17 protein-coding genes are annotated in these 15,357 nt (G+C 65.0%); 4 read left to right on the top strand and 13 right to left on the bottom strand.

The genetic code is table 11. From position 1 onward, the window contains the following. Positions 1 to 24: 24 nt before the first annotated feature. A complete protein-coding gene (locus ACZL02_RS09650) occupies positions 25 to 510 on the top strand; it encodes an Lrp/AsnC family transcriptional regulator (protein WP_472937244.1) in 486 nt (161 codons plus the stop codon). A 271-nt stretch (positions 511 to 781) separates the two neighbouring features. Here ACZL02_RS09650 and ACZL02_RS09645 read toward each other — a convergent pair whose 3' ends face one another. The 8 genes from ACZL02_RS09645 to ACZL02_RS09610 form a co-directional block, all read right to left on the bottom strand. After that, on the bottom strand, positions 782 to 1,651 hold the full coding sequence (locus ACZL02_RS09645) for an NAD(P)-dependent oxidoreductase (protein ID WP_472937245.1): 870 nt from the start codon (positions 1,649 to 1,651) through the stop codon (positions 782 to 784). A 58-nt stretch (positions 1,652 to 1,709) separates the two neighbouring features. Continuing rightward, positions 1,710 to 2,042 carry a helix-turn-helix transcriptional regulator gene (locus tag ACZL02_RS09640; RefSeq protein WP_472937246.1) on the bottom strand — a complete coding sequence of 111 codons (333 nt, stop codon included), beginning with the start codon at positions 2,040 to 2,042 and terminating at the stop codon, positions 1,710 to 1,712. Beyond that, on the bottom strand, positions 2,035 to 2,346 hold the full coding sequence (locus ACZL02_RS09635) for a type II toxin-antitoxin system RelE/ParE family toxin (protein ID WP_472937247.1): 312 nt from the start codon (positions 2,344 to 2,346) through the stop codon (positions 2,035 to 2,037). The genes ACZL02_RS09640 and ACZL02_RS09635 overlap by 8 nt, the downstream gene beginning before the upstream one ends. A gap of 45 nt (positions 2,347 to 2,391) precedes the next feature. Continuing rightward, positions 2,392 to 3,216 (bottom strand): ABC transporter permease, encoded by an 825-nt coding sequence (locus ACZL02_RS09630; RefSeq protein WP_472938116.1) that lies wholly within the window; start codon positions 3,214 to 3,216, stop codon positions 2,392 to 2,394. Then, positions 3,186 to 3,896 (bottom strand): ABC transporter permease, encoded by a 711-nt coding sequence (locus ACZL02_RS09625; RefSeq protein ID WP_472937248.1) that lies wholly within the window; start codon positions 3,894 to 3,896, stop codon positions 3,186 to 3,188. The genes ACZL02_RS09630 and ACZL02_RS09625 overlap by 31 nt, the downstream gene beginning before the upstream one ends. A 125-nt stretch (positions 3,897 to 4,021) precedes the next feature. Continuing rightward, positions 4,022 to 4,828: an ABC transporter substrate-binding protein gene (locus ACZL02_RS09620; protein ID WP_472934093.1), complete on the bottom strand. Its 807-nt coding sequence runs from the start codon at positions 4,826 to 4,828 to the stop codon at positions 4,022 to 4,024. 121 nt (positions 4,829 to 4,949) lie between these two features. After that, a complete protein-coding gene (mobA, locus tag ACZL02_RS09615) occupies positions 4,950 to 5,588 on the bottom strand; it encodes a molybdenum cofactor guanylyltransferase (protein ID WP_472937249.1) in 639 nt (212 codons plus the stop codon). Continuing rightward, entirely contained in the window at positions 5,585 to 6,496 is a 912-nt protein-coding gene (locus ACZL02_RS09610) for a DMT family transporter (protein ID WP_472937250.1), read from the bottom strand. Before ACZL02_RS09610 ends, mobA begins: the two co-directional genes overlap by 4 nt. 288 nt (positions 6,497 to 6,784) lie before the next feature. Here ACZL02_RS09610 and ACZL02_RS09605 point away from each other — a divergent pair, with 288 nt between their 5' ends. Next, positions 6,785 to 8,575 carry a putative bifunctional diguanylate cyclase/phosphodiesterase gene (locus ACZL02_RS09605; protein ID WP_472937251.1) on the top strand — a complete coding sequence of 597 codons (1,791 nt, stop codon included), beginning with the start codon at positions 6,785 to 6,787 and terminating at the stop codon, positions 8,573 to 8,575. 144 nt (positions 8,576 to 8,719) lie between these two features. Beyond that, positions 8,720 to 9,292 (top strand): hypothetical protein, encoded by a 573-nt coding sequence (locus ACZL02_RS09600; protein WP_472937252.1) that lies wholly within the window; start codon positions 8,720 to 8,722, stop codon positions 9,290 to 9,292. 41 nt (positions 9,293 to 9,333) lie between these two features. Here ACZL02_RS09600 and moaA read toward each other — a convergent pair whose 3' ends face one another. After that, on the bottom strand, positions 9,334 to 10,323 hold the full coding sequence (gene moaA / locus ACZL02_RS09595; RefSeq protein WP_472938117.1) for a GTP 3',8-cyclase MoaA: 990 nt from the start codon (positions 10,321 to 10,323) through the stop codon (positions 9,334 to 9,336). A 197-nt stretch (positions 10,324 to 10,520) separates the two neighbouring features. On the opposite strand from moaA, the gene ACZL02_RS09590 reads away from it, so the two are divergent. Next, complete coding sequence (locus tag ACZL02_RS09590; protein WP_472937253.1) at positions 10,521 to 10,886, top strand: gamma-butyrobetaine hydroxylase family protein; 366 nt, start codon at positions 10,521 to 10,523, stop codon at positions 10,884 to 10,886. An 18-nt stretch (positions 10,887 to 10,904) separates the two neighbouring features. Here ACZL02_RS09590 and ACZL02_RS09585 read toward each other — a convergent pair whose 3' ends face one another. The 4 genes from ACZL02_RS09585 to ACZL02_RS09570 form a co-directional block, all read right to left on the bottom strand. Next, positions 10,905 to 11,612, bottom strand: coding sequence for a GGDEF domain-containing protein (locus tag ACZL02_RS09585; protein WP_472937254.1), 708 nt, complete (start codon positions 11,610 to 11,612; stop codon positions 10,905 to 10,907). A 196-nt stretch (positions 11,613 to 11,808) separates the two neighbouring features. Then, the gene (locus ACZL02_RS09580; protein WP_472937255.1) at positions 11,809 to 12,558 is read right to left on the bottom strand and encodes a proteasome-type protease; all 750 of its coding nucleotides are present in this window, start codon (positions 12,556 to 12,558) and stop codon (positions 11,809 to 11,811) included. 423 nt (positions 12,559 to 12,981) lie between these two features. Beyond that, on the bottom strand, positions 12,982 to 13,929 hold the full coding sequence (locus ACZL02_RS09575) for an alpha-E domain-containing protein (RefSeq protein ID WP_472937256.1): 948 nt from the start codon (positions 13,927 to 13,929) through the stop codon (positions 12,982 to 12,984). Positions 13,930 to 13,935: 6 nt separating this feature from the next. Next, positions 13,936 to 15,330, bottom strand: coding sequence for a circularly permuted type 2 ATP-grasp protein (locus tag ACZL02_RS09570; RefSeq protein WP_472938118.1), 1,395 nt, complete (start codon positions 15,328 to 15,330; stop codon positions 13,936 to 13,938). Between the last annotated feature and the right edge of the window lie 27 nt (positions 15,331 to 15,357).

Raw genomic sequence — 15,357 nt, 5'->3', positions numbered from 1 at the left:
CGACATGGACATGAGGCAGCGACGATGGACCGGCTCGACAAGAAGATTCTGAAGCTCCTGCAGGAGGACGCGACGCTCGCGGTGGCCGATGTCGCCAAGCGCGTCGGGCTGTCGACGACCCCTTGCTGGCGCCGGATTCAGAAGCTCGAGGAAGAGGGGATCATCCGCCGCCGCGTCGCGATCGTCGATCCGGCCAAGGTGAACCTGCGCGTCACCGTCTTCGTCTCGATCCGCACCAATTCGCATTCCAACGAGTGGCTGAAGCGCTTTTCCGAAGTGGTCGGGGATTTTCCGGAAGTGGTCGAGTTCTACCGCATGAGCGGCGACGTCGATTATCTCCTGCGCGTCGTCGTGCCCGACATCGCCGCCTACGACGCCTTCTACAAACGCCTGATCGCCCGCATCGAAATCCGCGACGTCTCCTCGTCCTTCGCGATGGAGCAAATCAAGTACACGACGGAGATGCCGCTGGATTATATCCAGCTGGAGAAGGAGCCGAAGGAAGCGTGAGGTGGCGCGGCTGAGGGCTGCCGTTCGCATCTGCTCGTCAGCTTCGTCATTTCGGATCAAGTCCGGGATGACGAAGCTGAAAGGGCTGAAGCTCTCCGATAGAAGCGTTGGGTCAACGTCGACATGACGATTTTCGGCGTTTCGTGAAAAGCTTAACTGAAAAGCCGAGTCTCCTGAATCGCTTGGCGTCAGCTTCTCACTCGGCGATTCACTCTCCTCATTTGACGAATCAACGCCTTCACACCCCGATTCAATACCTTCGCCTGACGTCTCAGCGCTGCAGGCGCGCGAGCAGGGAGGACGTATCCCAGCGCTTGCCGCCCATGCCCTCGACCTCGGCGTAGAACTGGTCGATCAGCGCGGTCGCCGGGAGCTTCGCGCCGTTGCGCTTGGCCTCCATGAGGCAGATGCCGAGATCCTTGCGCATCCACTCCACCGCGAAGCCGAAGTCATATTTTCCGGCGTCCATCGTTTTGTGGCGGTTCTCCATCTGCCAGGAGCCGGCGGCGCCCTTGGAGATCACGTCGACGACCGTCTCGATGTCGAGCCCGGCCTGCTTGCCGAAATGGATGGCTTCAGAGAGGCCCTGGACGAGGCCGGCGATGCAGATCTGGTTCATCATCTTGGCAAGCTGGCCGGAACCGGCGGGTCCCATCAGGCCGACCATCTTGGCATAGGCGGCGATGACCGGCTTTGCCGCCTCGAAGTCTGCCGGATCGCCGCCGACCATGACCGTCAGTGCGCCGTTCTCGGCGCCGGCCTGGCCGCCGGACACCGGTGCGTCGAGAAACTTCAGGCCTTTTTCGCGCGCGGCAGCATCGAGCTCGCGGGCGAGTTCCGCCGAGGCCGTGGTGTTGTCGACGAGGATGGCACCCGGCTTCATTCCGGCGAAGGCGCCGTCCTCGCCGAGAACGACAGAGCGCACGTCGTCGTCATTGCCGACGCAGACGAACACCACGTCCGCGCCGTCGGCCGCCTGCCGGGGCGTTGCGGCAGAAGTGCCGCCGAACTTTTCCGCCCAGGCTTTCGCCTTTTCCGAAGAGCGGTTGAAGACGGTGACGTCGTGGCCGCCCTTGGTCTTGAGGTGGCCGGCCATGGGAAAGCCCATGACGCCCAATCCGATGAAGCTTACCTTGGCCATGCCAGCTCTTTCCCCGCGAGAGACGATGCCCAACGGGGTAGCAGACGGCGTCAGGTGGTCAAGCCTTGAGGCCTTCTACGCCTTCCGAGGCGACGGTGCTGGACGGGCTCGGATGGATCTCGATCCGGATCGTGCGCCCCACCGCCGTCGCGTATCTTCCAAGCGACGTCATCGACGGGGCATGCCGGCCGCTCTCCATGCGCGCAACGGCCGATTGCGTCGTCTGCATCCGCTCGGCAACTTCCTGCTGCGACAGTTTCGCCTCCGCCCTGGCGGAAATCAGGGCTTTGGAGATCGCAAATTCGTTCTCCGCGGCGTCATAGGCCGCCTTAACCTCCGGGTCGGCGAGGAACTGTGCTTTTAAACTCTCCAGCGTGACGAACTTAGTCATTGATGGCCTCCATGCGTCTGCGTGCCAGTTCAATTTCAGACGGGGGTGTCTTCTCAGTCTTCTTGACGAAGATTCTCACGACGATCAGGCGGCGTCCCGATCCAGCAAAATAAAGAGCCCTTGCGATACGACCTTTGCTGCTGAGCCGCATTTCCCAAAGCTTGCCACCGATGGGTCGGACATGGGGCATTCCCATTGCCAGGGGACCGTCTGTGGAGAGGCGATCGGCAAGCCGCAGCAAGCGACCTTTTAGATCATCTGCCAACTGCTCGAACTCGCCAGCTGAGGCCTCTGTAAAGATCACCGACCAATCCATATCTCAATTATGAGATAATGATCGCTGCCTTGTCTACCGCTTCAGATGCCGGATCAGCCGCTTCTCGATCGCGGCGGTCGCATGCCGGAGCGCTTCGACGATGGCGAGGTAGAACAGCGCCGCCCAGATGTAGGTCTGGAAGTCGAAGGTCCTGGAATAGGCCCGGCGGGTTTCGCCGAAAAGGTCGTAGACAGTGATGATCGCGACGATCGCCGAGGCCTTGATCATCAGGATGATCTCGTTGGCGTAGGGACGCAGGGCGACGATCATCGCCTGCGGCAGCACAATCTTCCAGAAGATCAGGAGCGGCGACAGGCCGAGCGAGCGGGCGCCTTCCCACTGGCCGCGGGGCACGCTCTCGATCGCCCCGCGCAGGATCTCCGCCTGGTAGGCGGCGGTGTTCAGCGAGATCGCGAAGATCGCGCAGTACCAGGCGTCGCGGAAGAACCACCAGAGGCCGAGGCTTTCGAACGTGCCACGGAATTCGCCGAAGCCGTAATAGACGAGAAAGATCTGCGCGATCAGCGGCGTGCCGCGGAAGAAGTAGACGAAGACGAAGGCGAGGCCGCGCGCCACCGGGTTCTTCGCCATTCGCCCGAAAGCGATGGGGATGGAGACGAGGGCGCCGACGACGAAGCAGATCAGCACCAGCGAGATCGTCGTCCACAACCCCTGGAGATAGAGCGGGCCGTAGCGCGCCATCAGATCGGGGTCGTAGGCGGAGACGAGGTAGTAGACGATGCCGAGGCCGGCGAGACAGATGAGGCCGAGGATGATCTTGCCGGCAAGACTGCTGCGCTTGGGGATCACGGGAGGCGCCGAGACGGTCATCGCGACGCTCCGCTGCGCTTGGTCCAGTGGTCGATTCGGCCGATCACCACCGAGGACAGCATGGTGAGGACGAGGAAGATCGCGCAGGCGATGCCGAAGAACAGGAAGGGCTCGCGCGTGACGCGGGAGGCGATGCCGGCCTGGCGCATGGTGTCGGCAAGGCCCACCACCGAGACGAGGGCGGTGTCCTTCAGGAGGTTCATCCAGAGATTGGCAAGGCCCGGCAAGGCGATCTTGATCAGCTGCGGCAGGATGACCGAGAGCATGATGCGCCAGCGCGACAGGCCGAGCGCCTTGGCGCCTTCCGTCTGGCCGATCGGGATCGCCCGGAAGGCCGAGAGGAAGACCTCGCTGGCGAAGGCGGAAAAGACGAGGCCCAGCGCGATCATGCCGGCGACGAAGGACGAAACGGTCAGAGCCGGAAGTCCGGTGGCGCCGGTCAGCGCGTTGATCGCGCTCTGTCCGCCGAAATAGACCAGGAACAGCGTCAGCAGTTCCGGCAGGCCGCGAAAGACGGTGGTGTAGATGTCGGCGGAAAGGCGCATGGCCTTGTCCTCGGATTGCTTGCCGAGTGCCAAAGCGAAGCCGGCGCCAAGCCCGAGCGGCAGTGTCGCCAGCGCCAGCGTGACGGTGACGACGACGCCCGCGAGGATTTCGTCGCCCCAGCCCTCGGGGCCGAAGCCGATCATCGCCCAGTCAGTCTGCATGCGCGCTCCGCGATCGTCGTGGTTCAGATGTACCGGGTGGGGAGCCGACGCCAGGGGAATGCCGGCCGTCGGTCGGCACGTTGCGGCGCGGCAGCTGGCCGCCGCGCCGCGGTCTCATGCGGGGCCTACTTGGTCTCGGCGCCGTAGACGTCGAACTTGAAGTACTTGTCCTGGACCGTCTTGTAGGTGCCATCCTTGCGGATCGCGACGATCGCGTCGTTGAACATCTTCTTCAGCTTCTCGTCACCCTTGCGCAGGCCGATGCCGGCGCCGACGCCGTAGATCTTCGGATCGGCCGGCAGCGTGCCGAGGATCTTGCAGCAGCTGCCTTCCGGGCTGTCGATCCACTGCGACAGGACGACGACGTCGTCCATTACGGCGTCGAGGCGGCCATTGCCGATGTCGAGCTTGTACTCTTCCGAGGTCGGGTAGACCTTGATGTCGCTGTCGGGGAACAGCGCTTCGGCGGCCTGGCTGTGGGTGGTCGAGCCTTGCGCGCCGATCGCCTTGCCGGAAAGCGCTGCGGCCGTCGCTTCGGTGATCGGGCTGTCCTTGGCCACGGCGATCGCCGGCGGGGTGTTGTAGTACTTGTTGGTGAAGTCGATCTGCTTCTGGCGCTCCGGCGTGATCGACATGGAAGCGATGATCGCGTCGAACTTGTTGTTCTGCAGCGCCGGGATCATGCCGTCCCAATCCTGCGCGACGAACTCGCACTCGGCCTTCATCTGTGTGCAGAGGGCTTTCGCGATGTCGATGTCGAACCCGGTCAGCTCGCCGCCGGCGGTGAGGAAGTTGAACGGCGGATAGGCGCCCTCGGTGCCGATCTTGATCGTCTTGTAATCCTTAGCCGAATCGTCAGCCTGCGCGGCGTTGAAGCTTGCGGCCAAAGCGAGCACCGCGACGGCGGCGGTGAGGGTACGGGCAAAACGCATGGACTTCTCCGGTGGTGAGCAGGCGTCACGGGCCTCGACATTGGGCATGCCTGTTATAGCGGCGATACTTCCATGGCTGTCGTAAAAAGTGCAACAGCTGTCATCGTAGCCTCACGCCTTTTCAACGACTGGGTTCGAAGGATCGCGCCTCTGCGAGATCCTCCGGCGTGTTGACGTTAAAGAACGGATCGCCGCCGGGCGCCCCGTCATCGTCGGGGAAGTCGATCGCTGCGTAACCGACGCAGTCGAGCAACCCGCGGATCGCATGCTTGCCCGGCGCGCTGAGGAAGCCCGGCAGGGCAATGAGCGATGCCATCGGCCAGAGGGCCACCGTCGGCTGCAAGGCGCCGGCACGGCTGGCAACGCAGGCAAGGCCGGCCGGTCCGGCGATCAGGCGGGATACGAGGTCGCTCGGCAGGAACGGCGTGTCGGCCGGCAGGGTCAGGATATGCGTCACGCCGGGGTGGTGCGCCCCGAGATGGACGGCGGCCGCGTCCAGCCCCGCCAGCGGCCCTGCGAAACCGCCGATCCGGTCGGGGATCACTGGCAGCCCGGTCCCGGCGAAGGCATCGGCATCGTTGGCGCTGATAAGGACAGGCGCGGTGTCGGTACCGAGCCGAGCCAGCACATGATCGAGGAGGGTCAGCCCGCCGAGGCGCAGCAGCGGCTTCGGCACCGCGGCACCCATGCGCGCACCCCGTCCGCCGGCGAGGATCAATGCGGCGACCTTCGCTGGCGCAGGAGCGGGGCCGGCGATCATACGACTTCGGTTTCAGGCAACGGCGCAATCCCCTTCACCCGCTCGCGGTAGAAGGTGTAGGCGCCGCTGAGCATGATGATGAGGGTGCCGAGCAACACCCAGCGATCCGGAATTTCCTCGAACCAGAACACGCCGATAAGCAGCGCGAACAGCAGCACCGAATAGCGGAAGGGCGCGACGAAGCCCATGTCGCCGATCCGCATGGCGGAGACGATGAAGATGTAGCCGACGCCGATCATCACCGCCGCGACCGCCAGCATGGCCATGTGCGTTCCGGTCAGCGGCACCCAGCCGGCGGAAGGGATGAGCAAGCCGCCGGTCAGCGTCACGACGAGCGCGGTGACCGCCGAGACCTGCAGCGAGGGAACTGCCTCGGGCAGGCGCCGCGTCGCAAGGTCCCTGACCGCGGCCGAGACCACGGAGGCCAGGACGTAGAGCGAGGAGGCGGTGAAGCCCTCGAGCCCCGGTCGCACGATGATCAGCACGCCGACGAAGCCTGCACCGATGGCGCTCCACCGTCGCCAGCCGACCGGCTCGCGCAGGAACAGCGCGGCGCCAAGCGTCACCGTCAGCGGCAGTGCCTGGAAGATCGCGGTGGCGTTGGCGAGCGGCAGGTGGCCGAGCGCGGTGATGTAGAACAGCGTGCAGGCGACGTCGCCGGCGGTGCGCAGCATCACCAGGGGCTGGCGCAGGATCCTCAGCGAGAACGGCACCTTTCGCGTCCAGGCGATGGCGATCAGCAGCAGTGTCGCCATCAGCCCGCGCACGGCAATCAGCTGTGGCACGGCAAGGTCCGCGGTCAGCAGCTTGACCAGGCTGTCATTGACCACGAAGGCCGCCATCGCGAGAAGCATGCAGAGGCTCGCGCGGACATTGTCGGAAAAGGCGAGGCGCGGCAGGAGTGACACGGCGGGCTGCTGGCGAGAGGGCGATGGCCTGCTGTACGCGAGCCGCGCCGCTTTGGCGACGGTCTTCGGCGGATGCGCGACAGCCCCGGTATTTCATCCCCGATCGTCCGACAGCGCCCTGCCGGACGCTGCCGCGGTCTTTCATCCGAAGCTCCCCGCGCCGCGAAGATCGGCCGGAACGTAAAGTTAAGTCTGACGACTGAATATTTATCTTCTGTCCTTAATATCTTCTCGAACCGACGCCTTCCGGTGCGTCGCATGCTCCTCTGACGGCGCCAGATGATCTCCATGCCTGAGACACCGCTTCCATCGCCGTCCGAACAGCCGAAGGCGGCCGGGATGTCCGGCTCGCATTCGACCGATGCAACCGGCTCCTTGTCCAGCCTCGACATGACCGAGGGCGCGCTGCTGCGCCAGATGATCGACCAGGCGCCGGACATGATCTTCGTCAAGGATCAGGACAGTCGCTTTGTCCTCGTCAACTCGGCGGTGCTAGACGTCACCGGCCACACGGATGCGGCAAGCCTGATCGGCCGCACCGACTTCGACGTCGTCGAACCCGGCTTTGCCGAGCGCACGCGCGCGCTGGAGCAGCAGATCATGGCATCGGGTGAGGCGGTCCTCAATCTCGAGGAGCCGGTGGTCACGACGGCCGGCGTCCAGACGACGCTCTCGACCTCGCGCGTGCCGCTGCGCAACGGCGAGGGCGAGATCGTCGGGCTGATCGGCGTGGCCCGCGACATCACGGAGTGGAAGGCCGCCGAGGAGCAGCTCCGCCAGCTCACGCAATACGACCTCCTGACAGGGCTTCCCAACCGGACGCTGATGAAGGACCGGCTGGGACAGAACCTCATCCAGGCGGAGATCCACAGGTCGAAGCTGATGGTCGTGGCGCTGAATGTCGACCAGTTCAAGCGGGTGAACGACAGTCTCGGCTATGAAAGGGCCAACGGGCTGCTGGTCATGATTGCCGAGCGGCTGAGCGGCCTTCTTCATCCGGCCGATACCGTCGCCCGCATCGGCGGCGACGAGTTCGTGCTGCTGCTCGGCGAGCATCCCGGCAGCGACATGCCCATCCTCGAGGCGCTGGCGAAGCTGCGGACGCTGATCGCCGAGCCCTTCCTGTGCGCGGGGCAGCCGCTGCACATGACCTGCAGCATGGGCATCGCCGCGTTTCCCGACGATGGGACCAATGCGGAGACCTTGCTGCGCAATGCCGACGCGGCGATGTACCGCGCCAAGCAGTCCGGGCGCGACACCTTCCGCTTCTATGCGGCGGAGATGAACAGCGCGGTGGTGGAGAAGCTGTCGCTGCAGGAAGACATGCGGGCGGGTCTCTCGCGCGGCGAATTTCAGCTTCTCTACCAGCCCCAGGTCGATCTCGCCTCCGGCCGCATCTTCGGCGTCGAGGCATTGCTGCGCTGGCATCATCCGACGCGTGGCCTGATCGCGCCGACGGTATTCATTCCGATCGCCGAGGAGTCCGGCATGATCGCCGACCTCGGAGAATGGGTGCTGCGCCAGGCCTGCCGGCAAAACCGCCTCTGGCAGGAGGCCGGTCTTCCGTCCGTCACCGTCGCGGTCAACGTCTCGCCGCGCCAGATCCGCGAGAAGGACTTTCTCGCCAAGATCGGCAGTGCTCTGGAGAGCAGCGGGCTGGACAGCCGGTGGCTCGAGCTGGAGATCACCGAGGGCGTCATCATCGAGGATATCGAACGGGCGATCGCCACCCTGTCCGAGATCAAGGCCATGGGCGTGCAATTGTCGATCGACGATTTCGGTACCGGCTATTCCAGCCTCAGCGTTCTCAAGCGCCTGCCGCTGTCGCGGCTGAAGATCGACCGCTCCTTCGTCAGCAATCTCGAGCACGACGGCAGCGACCGCGCCATCGCCACCGCGGTGATCTCGCTCGGGCGCGAGCTGCAGCTGAAGGTGATCGCCGAGGGTGTCGAGACGGAGGAGCAGATGCGCATCCTCAAGGAAAATCGCTGCGACGAGATGCAGGGCTATTATTTCAGCCGTCCCGTCGATGCGCCGGCGCTCGCCGCCCTTCTCGCAAACGAGGCCCGTCCCGATTGATCGCCGCACCGGCGCGGCTGCAAACCTTGCCAACTTCTTTCATGGAATCCGCCGCGTTCAGACAATCCTAACGTTTGCGGTAACGGGACATCCTCGTTCGGGTGGATAATGGGGCTCGAAACTTTTTTCGAGGGATGAGCACCCATGTCCGACCCTGTCTCGCTCGTGTCGCCGCCGGTTCTCCGGCCGGAGCTCGACAAGGCGATCCTTCAGCCCGCTGAACTCGGCCAGTTCTACAATCTGCAGGAACAGCGGATGATCCTGCCGATTCACTACCGCGACGACTGGACCCGCCACACGGCGGAGGAGGCGGCGCTGTCTTTCCCGGTTGCGCCAGTGGTCGCCTACGGCGCGCCGACGGTGTCGGACCCAGTGGAGCGGCCGGCAACCGTCGATCGCCCCGCTACGCCGGCTGCTGCCCTGGCTCAGCGAACGCCGTCAACAACGGAGCGGCCAGGTGCCGGAGCGCGGGCGACCGTGCCGGGGACCGAGGCGTGCGGCGACTCTCGTATGGCGTCGTCTACCGCCGAGACGCTGCCCTATGGTGGCGACGTCACGCGGGTGCGTCAGCTGACGGAGGAAATTCTGGCCAGCGGCGACTTCATCCCGCTCATCTTCCAGTATCGCCAAGCCGGCGACCTCCTGCCCGTCACCGAAACGGCGCAGACGACGACCGCCGCCGCGCGGCGAGTGGCATCGGTCTACAAGGCGTTCTGAGCGGGTCTGACGCGACCGGATGGTGGGTGCCGAAGAGGCCGTTAGCCGCCGGTGACGCTCATGTGGCGTGACACGGCCGGGCGGCGCGTGGTCCGGTCGATGATGAAGTCGTGGCCCTTCGGCTTGCGGCCGATGGCTTCGTCGATCGCCTGCGACAGCAGCTCGTCACCCTCGGAGGCGCGCAGCGGCGCCCGCAGGTCCGCGGCGTCGTCCTGGCCGAGGCACATGAACAGCGTGCCGGTGCAGGTGATCCGCACGCGGTTGCAGCTTTCGCAGAAATTATGCGTCATCGGCGTGATGAAGCCGAGCCGGCCGCCGGTCTCGGCGACATCGACGTAGCGGGCCGGTCCGCCCGTCGCATAGCCGCTCTCCCGCAAGCTGAAGCGGCTTTCGAGATCGGCACGGACCTCGCTCAGCGGCAGGTATTGATCGGTACGGTCCTCGTCGATCTCACCCATCGGCATGGTCTCGATCAGCGTCAGGTCCATGCCCTCGCCATGCGCCCATCGCATCATGTCGAGGATTTCGCGGTCGTTGAAACCTTTCAGCGCGACGGCGTTGAGCTTGACCTTGATGCCGGCGGCCTGTGCCGCCTTGATGCCGTCGAGCACCCGGTCGAGCGCGCCCCAGCGGGTGATCGCCTTGAACTTGTCGGGATCGAGCGTGTCGAGCGAGACGTTCAGCCGCTTCACGCCGCAGTCGGCCAGCTCGGCCGAGAAGCGCTGCAGCTGCGAACCATTGGTGGTCAGCGTCAGCTCGTCGAGCGCTCCCGTTTCGAGGTGCCGCGACAGGCCACGGATGAGGTGCATGACATTCTTGCGCACCAGCGGCTCGCCTCCCGTGAGCCTCAGACGCTTGACGCCCTTGGCGACGAACGCGCTCGCCAACCGGTCGAGTTCCTCGAGCGTGAGGAGATCGCGTTTCGGCAGGAAGGTCATGTCCTCCGCCATGCAATAGACGCAGCGGAAATCACAGCGGTCCGTCACCGAGATCCGGAGATAGCTGATCGCTCGCCCGAATGGGTCGATCATCTCGGTCCCGGTCGCGCGGGCCGGCGTGCTGCCGGATGGCGACGGGCTTTCGTTGGGGAACGCGATGGTGCTGTTCAGCCCGAGAAGATTGCGGAGGGGAGGGGCTTGGTTCATAGCATCGCTCATCCGACCTATGTGGAAGCTGGCTGCCGGGAGGTCAACCCGACCGGAAGCCGGAGCGGCAGAAAGGCAGACACATGTCCGAGACGACCATCGCACCCGAGGAAATCCGAGTTTCCAAAGACCGCCGTACCTTGACCGTACAGCTCGCCGGCGGCGGCACCGACGCCTTTTCGGCCGAGATGCTGCGGGTGCTCTCGCCCTCGGCGGAGGTGCAGGGCCATTCCAAGGCGCAGCGGATCACCGTCGGCGGCAAGCGCGAGGTGGGGATCCGCGACATCGTCCCGATCGGCCACTATGCCATCCGGATCGTCTTCGACGACGGTCACGACACCGGGATCTTCACCTGGTCCTACCTTTCCGAACTCGGCCGCGACCGCGATGCGCGCTGGAACGGCTATCTCGCGGAGCTCAGCGAAAAAGGCCTGCGGCGGGAGCGGTAGGGCAGAAGCCTACCGGCCTTAAGCTGTTGCTGCGGTCAGCGGGAGCGCGGTCCTGAATTCGGTGAACTCGACCCGGTTCCGGCCGTTCGCCTTGGCCTCGTAAAGTTTCGCGTCGGTGCGGCGGAACAGCGTTTCGAAGCTGATGGCGTTGCGGAAGAACAGGCCACCCACGCTAATGGACAGGGCGACGGCTTCGCCGTTGCGGCCGATCAGCGGCATGGCCTCCGTGGCATGCCGAATCCGTTCGGCCGTCGCCTCCGCAGACAGCATGCCGGCGCCCGGCAGGAACAGACCGAACTCCTCGCCGCCGAGCCGTCCGATCACATCGCCGGCCCGGGTGACGCTGCGCAGGTGCTCGGCGATGCGGCAGAGAGCCTCGTCACCCACCGCGTGGCCGTAGCGGTCGTTGACCTGCTTGAAATGGTCGGCGTCTATGATGAGGAGGGCGCCGCGCCCGCCCTCGGACGCAGCGATCTCGTCGAGCTCTTCCCTGACCCGATGCGTGAACGCCCCGCGGTTGAGCAGGCGTGTCAGCCCGTCATGGCTGGCCGCGTGGCGCAGCTCGGCGTTGCGCTGCGCCATCTCGCGCAGGCGGAGGCGGATGTAGCCGACCAGCGGGGCGCCGAGCATCACCGGCAGCACGACCGCCGACAGCATTGCGCGGACAAGGTCAGTCGGCTCGATCCAGAGGGAAAGCGCGAGGTTGAACACCAGCGCCGCGGCCATCCAGATGGCGACGCCGACCGCGGTCGGCTGCGCCGCGGCGCCTTGGCGCGATCTGGGGAAAAAGCTCAGCATTCTTCAGGCGCCGTGATCGGAGGGTATGGCGGGATGGCATCGTTCGGGTCGAACAGGGAACGCCCGCGCGGCCGGTTGTTTCGCGCACCCGCGAAAATCCGCCGAAGTGACGCTCTGAGAACAGTCAGCTTGTCGAGGTGGTCTCGGCCACGAAAGGCGGCAACTGGTCGAAGGCCGTCTTCAATGCATCCGACCAGCCCTCGGAGATCTTCTGGTAATAGGGGTCGCGCTGATCGAACCGGCGGCGGTAGCCGGTCGCCAGGCTATCGGACTCGTAGAACTGCATGTCGATCGGCAGGCCGACGGACAGGTTCGACTTGATCGTGGAATCGAACGAGACCAGCAGCAGCTTGGCGACGTCCTCGAGCGCCATGCCCGGCTCGTAGGTGCGGATGATGATCGGCCGGCCGTATTTGTGCTCGCCGATCTGGAAGAACGGGTTGTCGGCACCGGCTTCGATGAAGTTGCCTTCGGGATAGATCATGAAAAGCCGCGGACGCCCGCCCTTGATCTGTCCGCCGAGCAGGAAGGACGCGCCGAAGCGGCTGTCGGCCCGCTGGCCGGACGGGCTGGTATAGCTGATCACCTCGCGCAGCGTGTCGCCGACGAGCTTCGCCGTCTGGAACATCGAGGGCTGGTTGAGGATCGCCGGCTCGCGGTCCACGGGGGCGAGGCTGCGCTCTTCCAGGAGCGATACCGTCGACTGCGTGGTGGCGAGGTTGCCGGCGCTGAGCAGGCACAGGAAGCGCTCGCCCGGCACACACCAGGTCTTCATCTTGGAAACGACCGAGATGTTGTCGATGCCCGCATTGGTGCGGGTATCCGACATGAACACCAAGCCGCGATCGACAAGAAGGCCGACGCAATACGTCATTGCTTGCACATCCCCCAGAGCGCCCGGCGTCCTGTCGGACGCCCGCGGGACGCTCTTTTCCGTTGACCCCAGCACAACTTATGCCGATCGGGCGAGTCCGCCCGAATGCCGCTTGATCCAGCTGGGCGACCCGCCGCCCTGCCGCTGCCGAACGCAGCGGCCGATCCGGTCCGGTAGAGCGCAGTACAGTCGAACCACCGTCGCCTGCAAGCGCCGAACGGCCGCTGTTCGCCCGTCGATCCCGATTAGTACGGTCTTTAAAGGGACCGGAAGCCCTTCCCGATCGCCACTCCAGGGGCAAATGGGCGCCGCTCCCGAAAGTTCATCGATTCTCGCCGCCCGCGTCCGAACGGTGTGGAAAGGTGTGGATGTTAGCCTGCTACTTTCCCCTTGCGCCAGACTGCCTTGCCGGTTGCCGCCGCCTCAGGCGTAGAAGCGGTAGGTCTGCGCGATCTCCACCGCCAGGCGGTTGTGGTCGATCATGAACCCGGTCAGGAACTCGTGCAGGCCCCCATTGATCACCTGGTTGACGTCGCAGGTGCGGAAGTGGCCGTAGGTCTTGACCGCCGTCGTCTGGCAATCGTTCGGCGCATCGAGATTGCGGGCGAGCGAGCCGAGGCTTTCCTTGATCGAGTTGTAGCAATGCGCCAGCGAGCGCGGCATCCGCTCGTTGAAGATCAGGAAGTCGATGATGTCGGAGGCGCGGTAGTCGGTATCGTATTCCCAGGTGTAGGAGCGGTGCGCCGAGACCGAGCGCAGGATCGAGCCCCACTGAAAATTGTCGAGCGACGAGCCGACCGAGGAGTGCGTCGGCAGCAGCACCCAGTATTTGACGTCGAGGATGCGGGCGGTGTTGTCGGCGCGCTCGACGAAGGTGCCGAGATTGCAGAAGTCGAAGATCTCGTTGCGCAGCATGGTTCCGTAGAAGGCGCCGCGCATGTAGGCGCACTGCTTCTTGACCATGTCGAGGACGGCCGGCAGTTGCCCGTCACGCAACGGCATCTGCAGCCGGCGCTTCAGAAGGATCCAGCTCTCGTTCAGCGCCTCCCAGCTTTCGCGGGTCAGCGCTGTTCGCACCATGCGCCCGTTCATCCGCGCCGTCTCGATCGAGGAGAGGACGCTCGACGGGTTGTCGTAGTCGCTGAGCAGGAAGTCGACCATCTGCCGCGGGTCGAAGTCCGGATATTTCGCCTTGTAGGCGACCTCGACGCCGGCGGTGACCAGCACGGAGTGCCACTCGTCCTGCTCGGAGGAGAGGTTGGTAAGCGAGAGCCTCAGGCCGGCATCGATCAGCCGCGCCATGTTCTCGGCGCGTTCGATGTAGCGGTGCATCCAGAAGAGGCCTTGGGCGGTGCGTCCGAGAAGCGCCATGCGGGATCAGTCCTCCAGAACCCAGGTGTCTTTGGTGCCGCCGCCCTGGCTGGAATTCACCACCAGCGAGCCCTCCTTCAACGCCACCCGCGTCAGCCCGCCCGGGATGATCTTGATCTTGTCGGAGACGAGGACGAACGGCCGGAGGTCGACATGGCGTGAGGCCAAGCCCTGTTCGAGGAGGATCGGCACCGTGGAAAGCGCCAGCGTCGGCTGGGCGATGTAGTTGCTGGGCCGCGCGCGCAGCTTGGCGGCGAAGAGCTCCCGCTCCTCGGCCGTCGAGGTCGGGCCGACCAGCATGCCGTAGCCGCCGGAGCCGTGCACCTCCTTCACCACCAGCTCGGCCAGATGGTCGAGCACGTAGGCAAGGCTGTCGGCCTCGGCGCAGCGCCAAGTCGGAACGTTCTCGAGCAGCGCCGGCTGGCCGGTGTAGAACTCGACGATCTCCGGCATATAGGAATAGATCGCCTTGTCGTCGGAGATGCCGGTGCCAGGCGCATTGGCGATGGTGATGCCGCCGGCCTTGTAGACTTCCATGATGCCGGCGACGCCCAGCACCGATTCCTTGTTGAACACCAGCGGGTCGAGATAGTCGTCGTCGACGCGGCGGTAGAGGATGTCGATGATCTTGTAGCCTTCGGTGGTGCGCATCTGGATGCGCCCGTCGACAAGCTTCAGATCTGCGCCCTCGACCAGCTCGACGCCCATCTGGTCGGCGAGGAAGGCGTGCTCGTAATAGGCCGAGTTGTGGATGCCAGGCGTCAGCACGGCGATCGTCGGCGTGCCCTTGCAGGCCGGTGGCGCGACGGCCGCGAGCGAGCGGCGGAGGTGATGCGGATAGGTCTCGACCGGCCGGACGCGGTTCTGCACGAACAGCTCCGGGAACATCTGCATCATCGTTTCGCGGTTCTCGATCATGTACGAGACGCCGGACGGGGTGCGGGCATTGTCCTCGAGGACGTAGAACTGGTCCTCGCCGACGCGCACGATGTCGGTCCCGATGATGTGGGTATAGACGCCGCCCGGCGGCGTGAAGCCGATCATCTCCGGCAGGAAGGCCGCGTTGCCCTCGATCAGCCGCGCCGGGATCTTGCCGGCCTTCACGATTTCCTGGTCGTGGTAGATGTCGTGCAGGAACATGTTCAGCGCGCGGACCCGCTGCTCGATGCCCTCGGCCAGCCGCTGCCATTCGCGGTTGTTAATGATCCGCGGCACGAGATCGAACGGGATCAGCCGCTCGGCCGCCTCGGCCTCGCCGTAGACGGCGAAGGTGATGCCGGTGCGGCGGAAAAAGTTTTCCGCCTCGCTGGCCTTCTCGACCAGCAGTTCCGGATCCTGCTGGCGATACCAGGCATGGAACCGCTCATATGGCTGTCGAACCCCGGTTTCGCCCTTCAGCATCTCGTCAAACGGCGTCACGGCGTCCCT

It is taken from the genome of Mesocryomonas fontinalis, from assembly GCF_055730125.2.
Note: the sequence above shows the minus strand (reverse complement) of the source record. Positions and strands in the feature narration are given on the sequence as shown.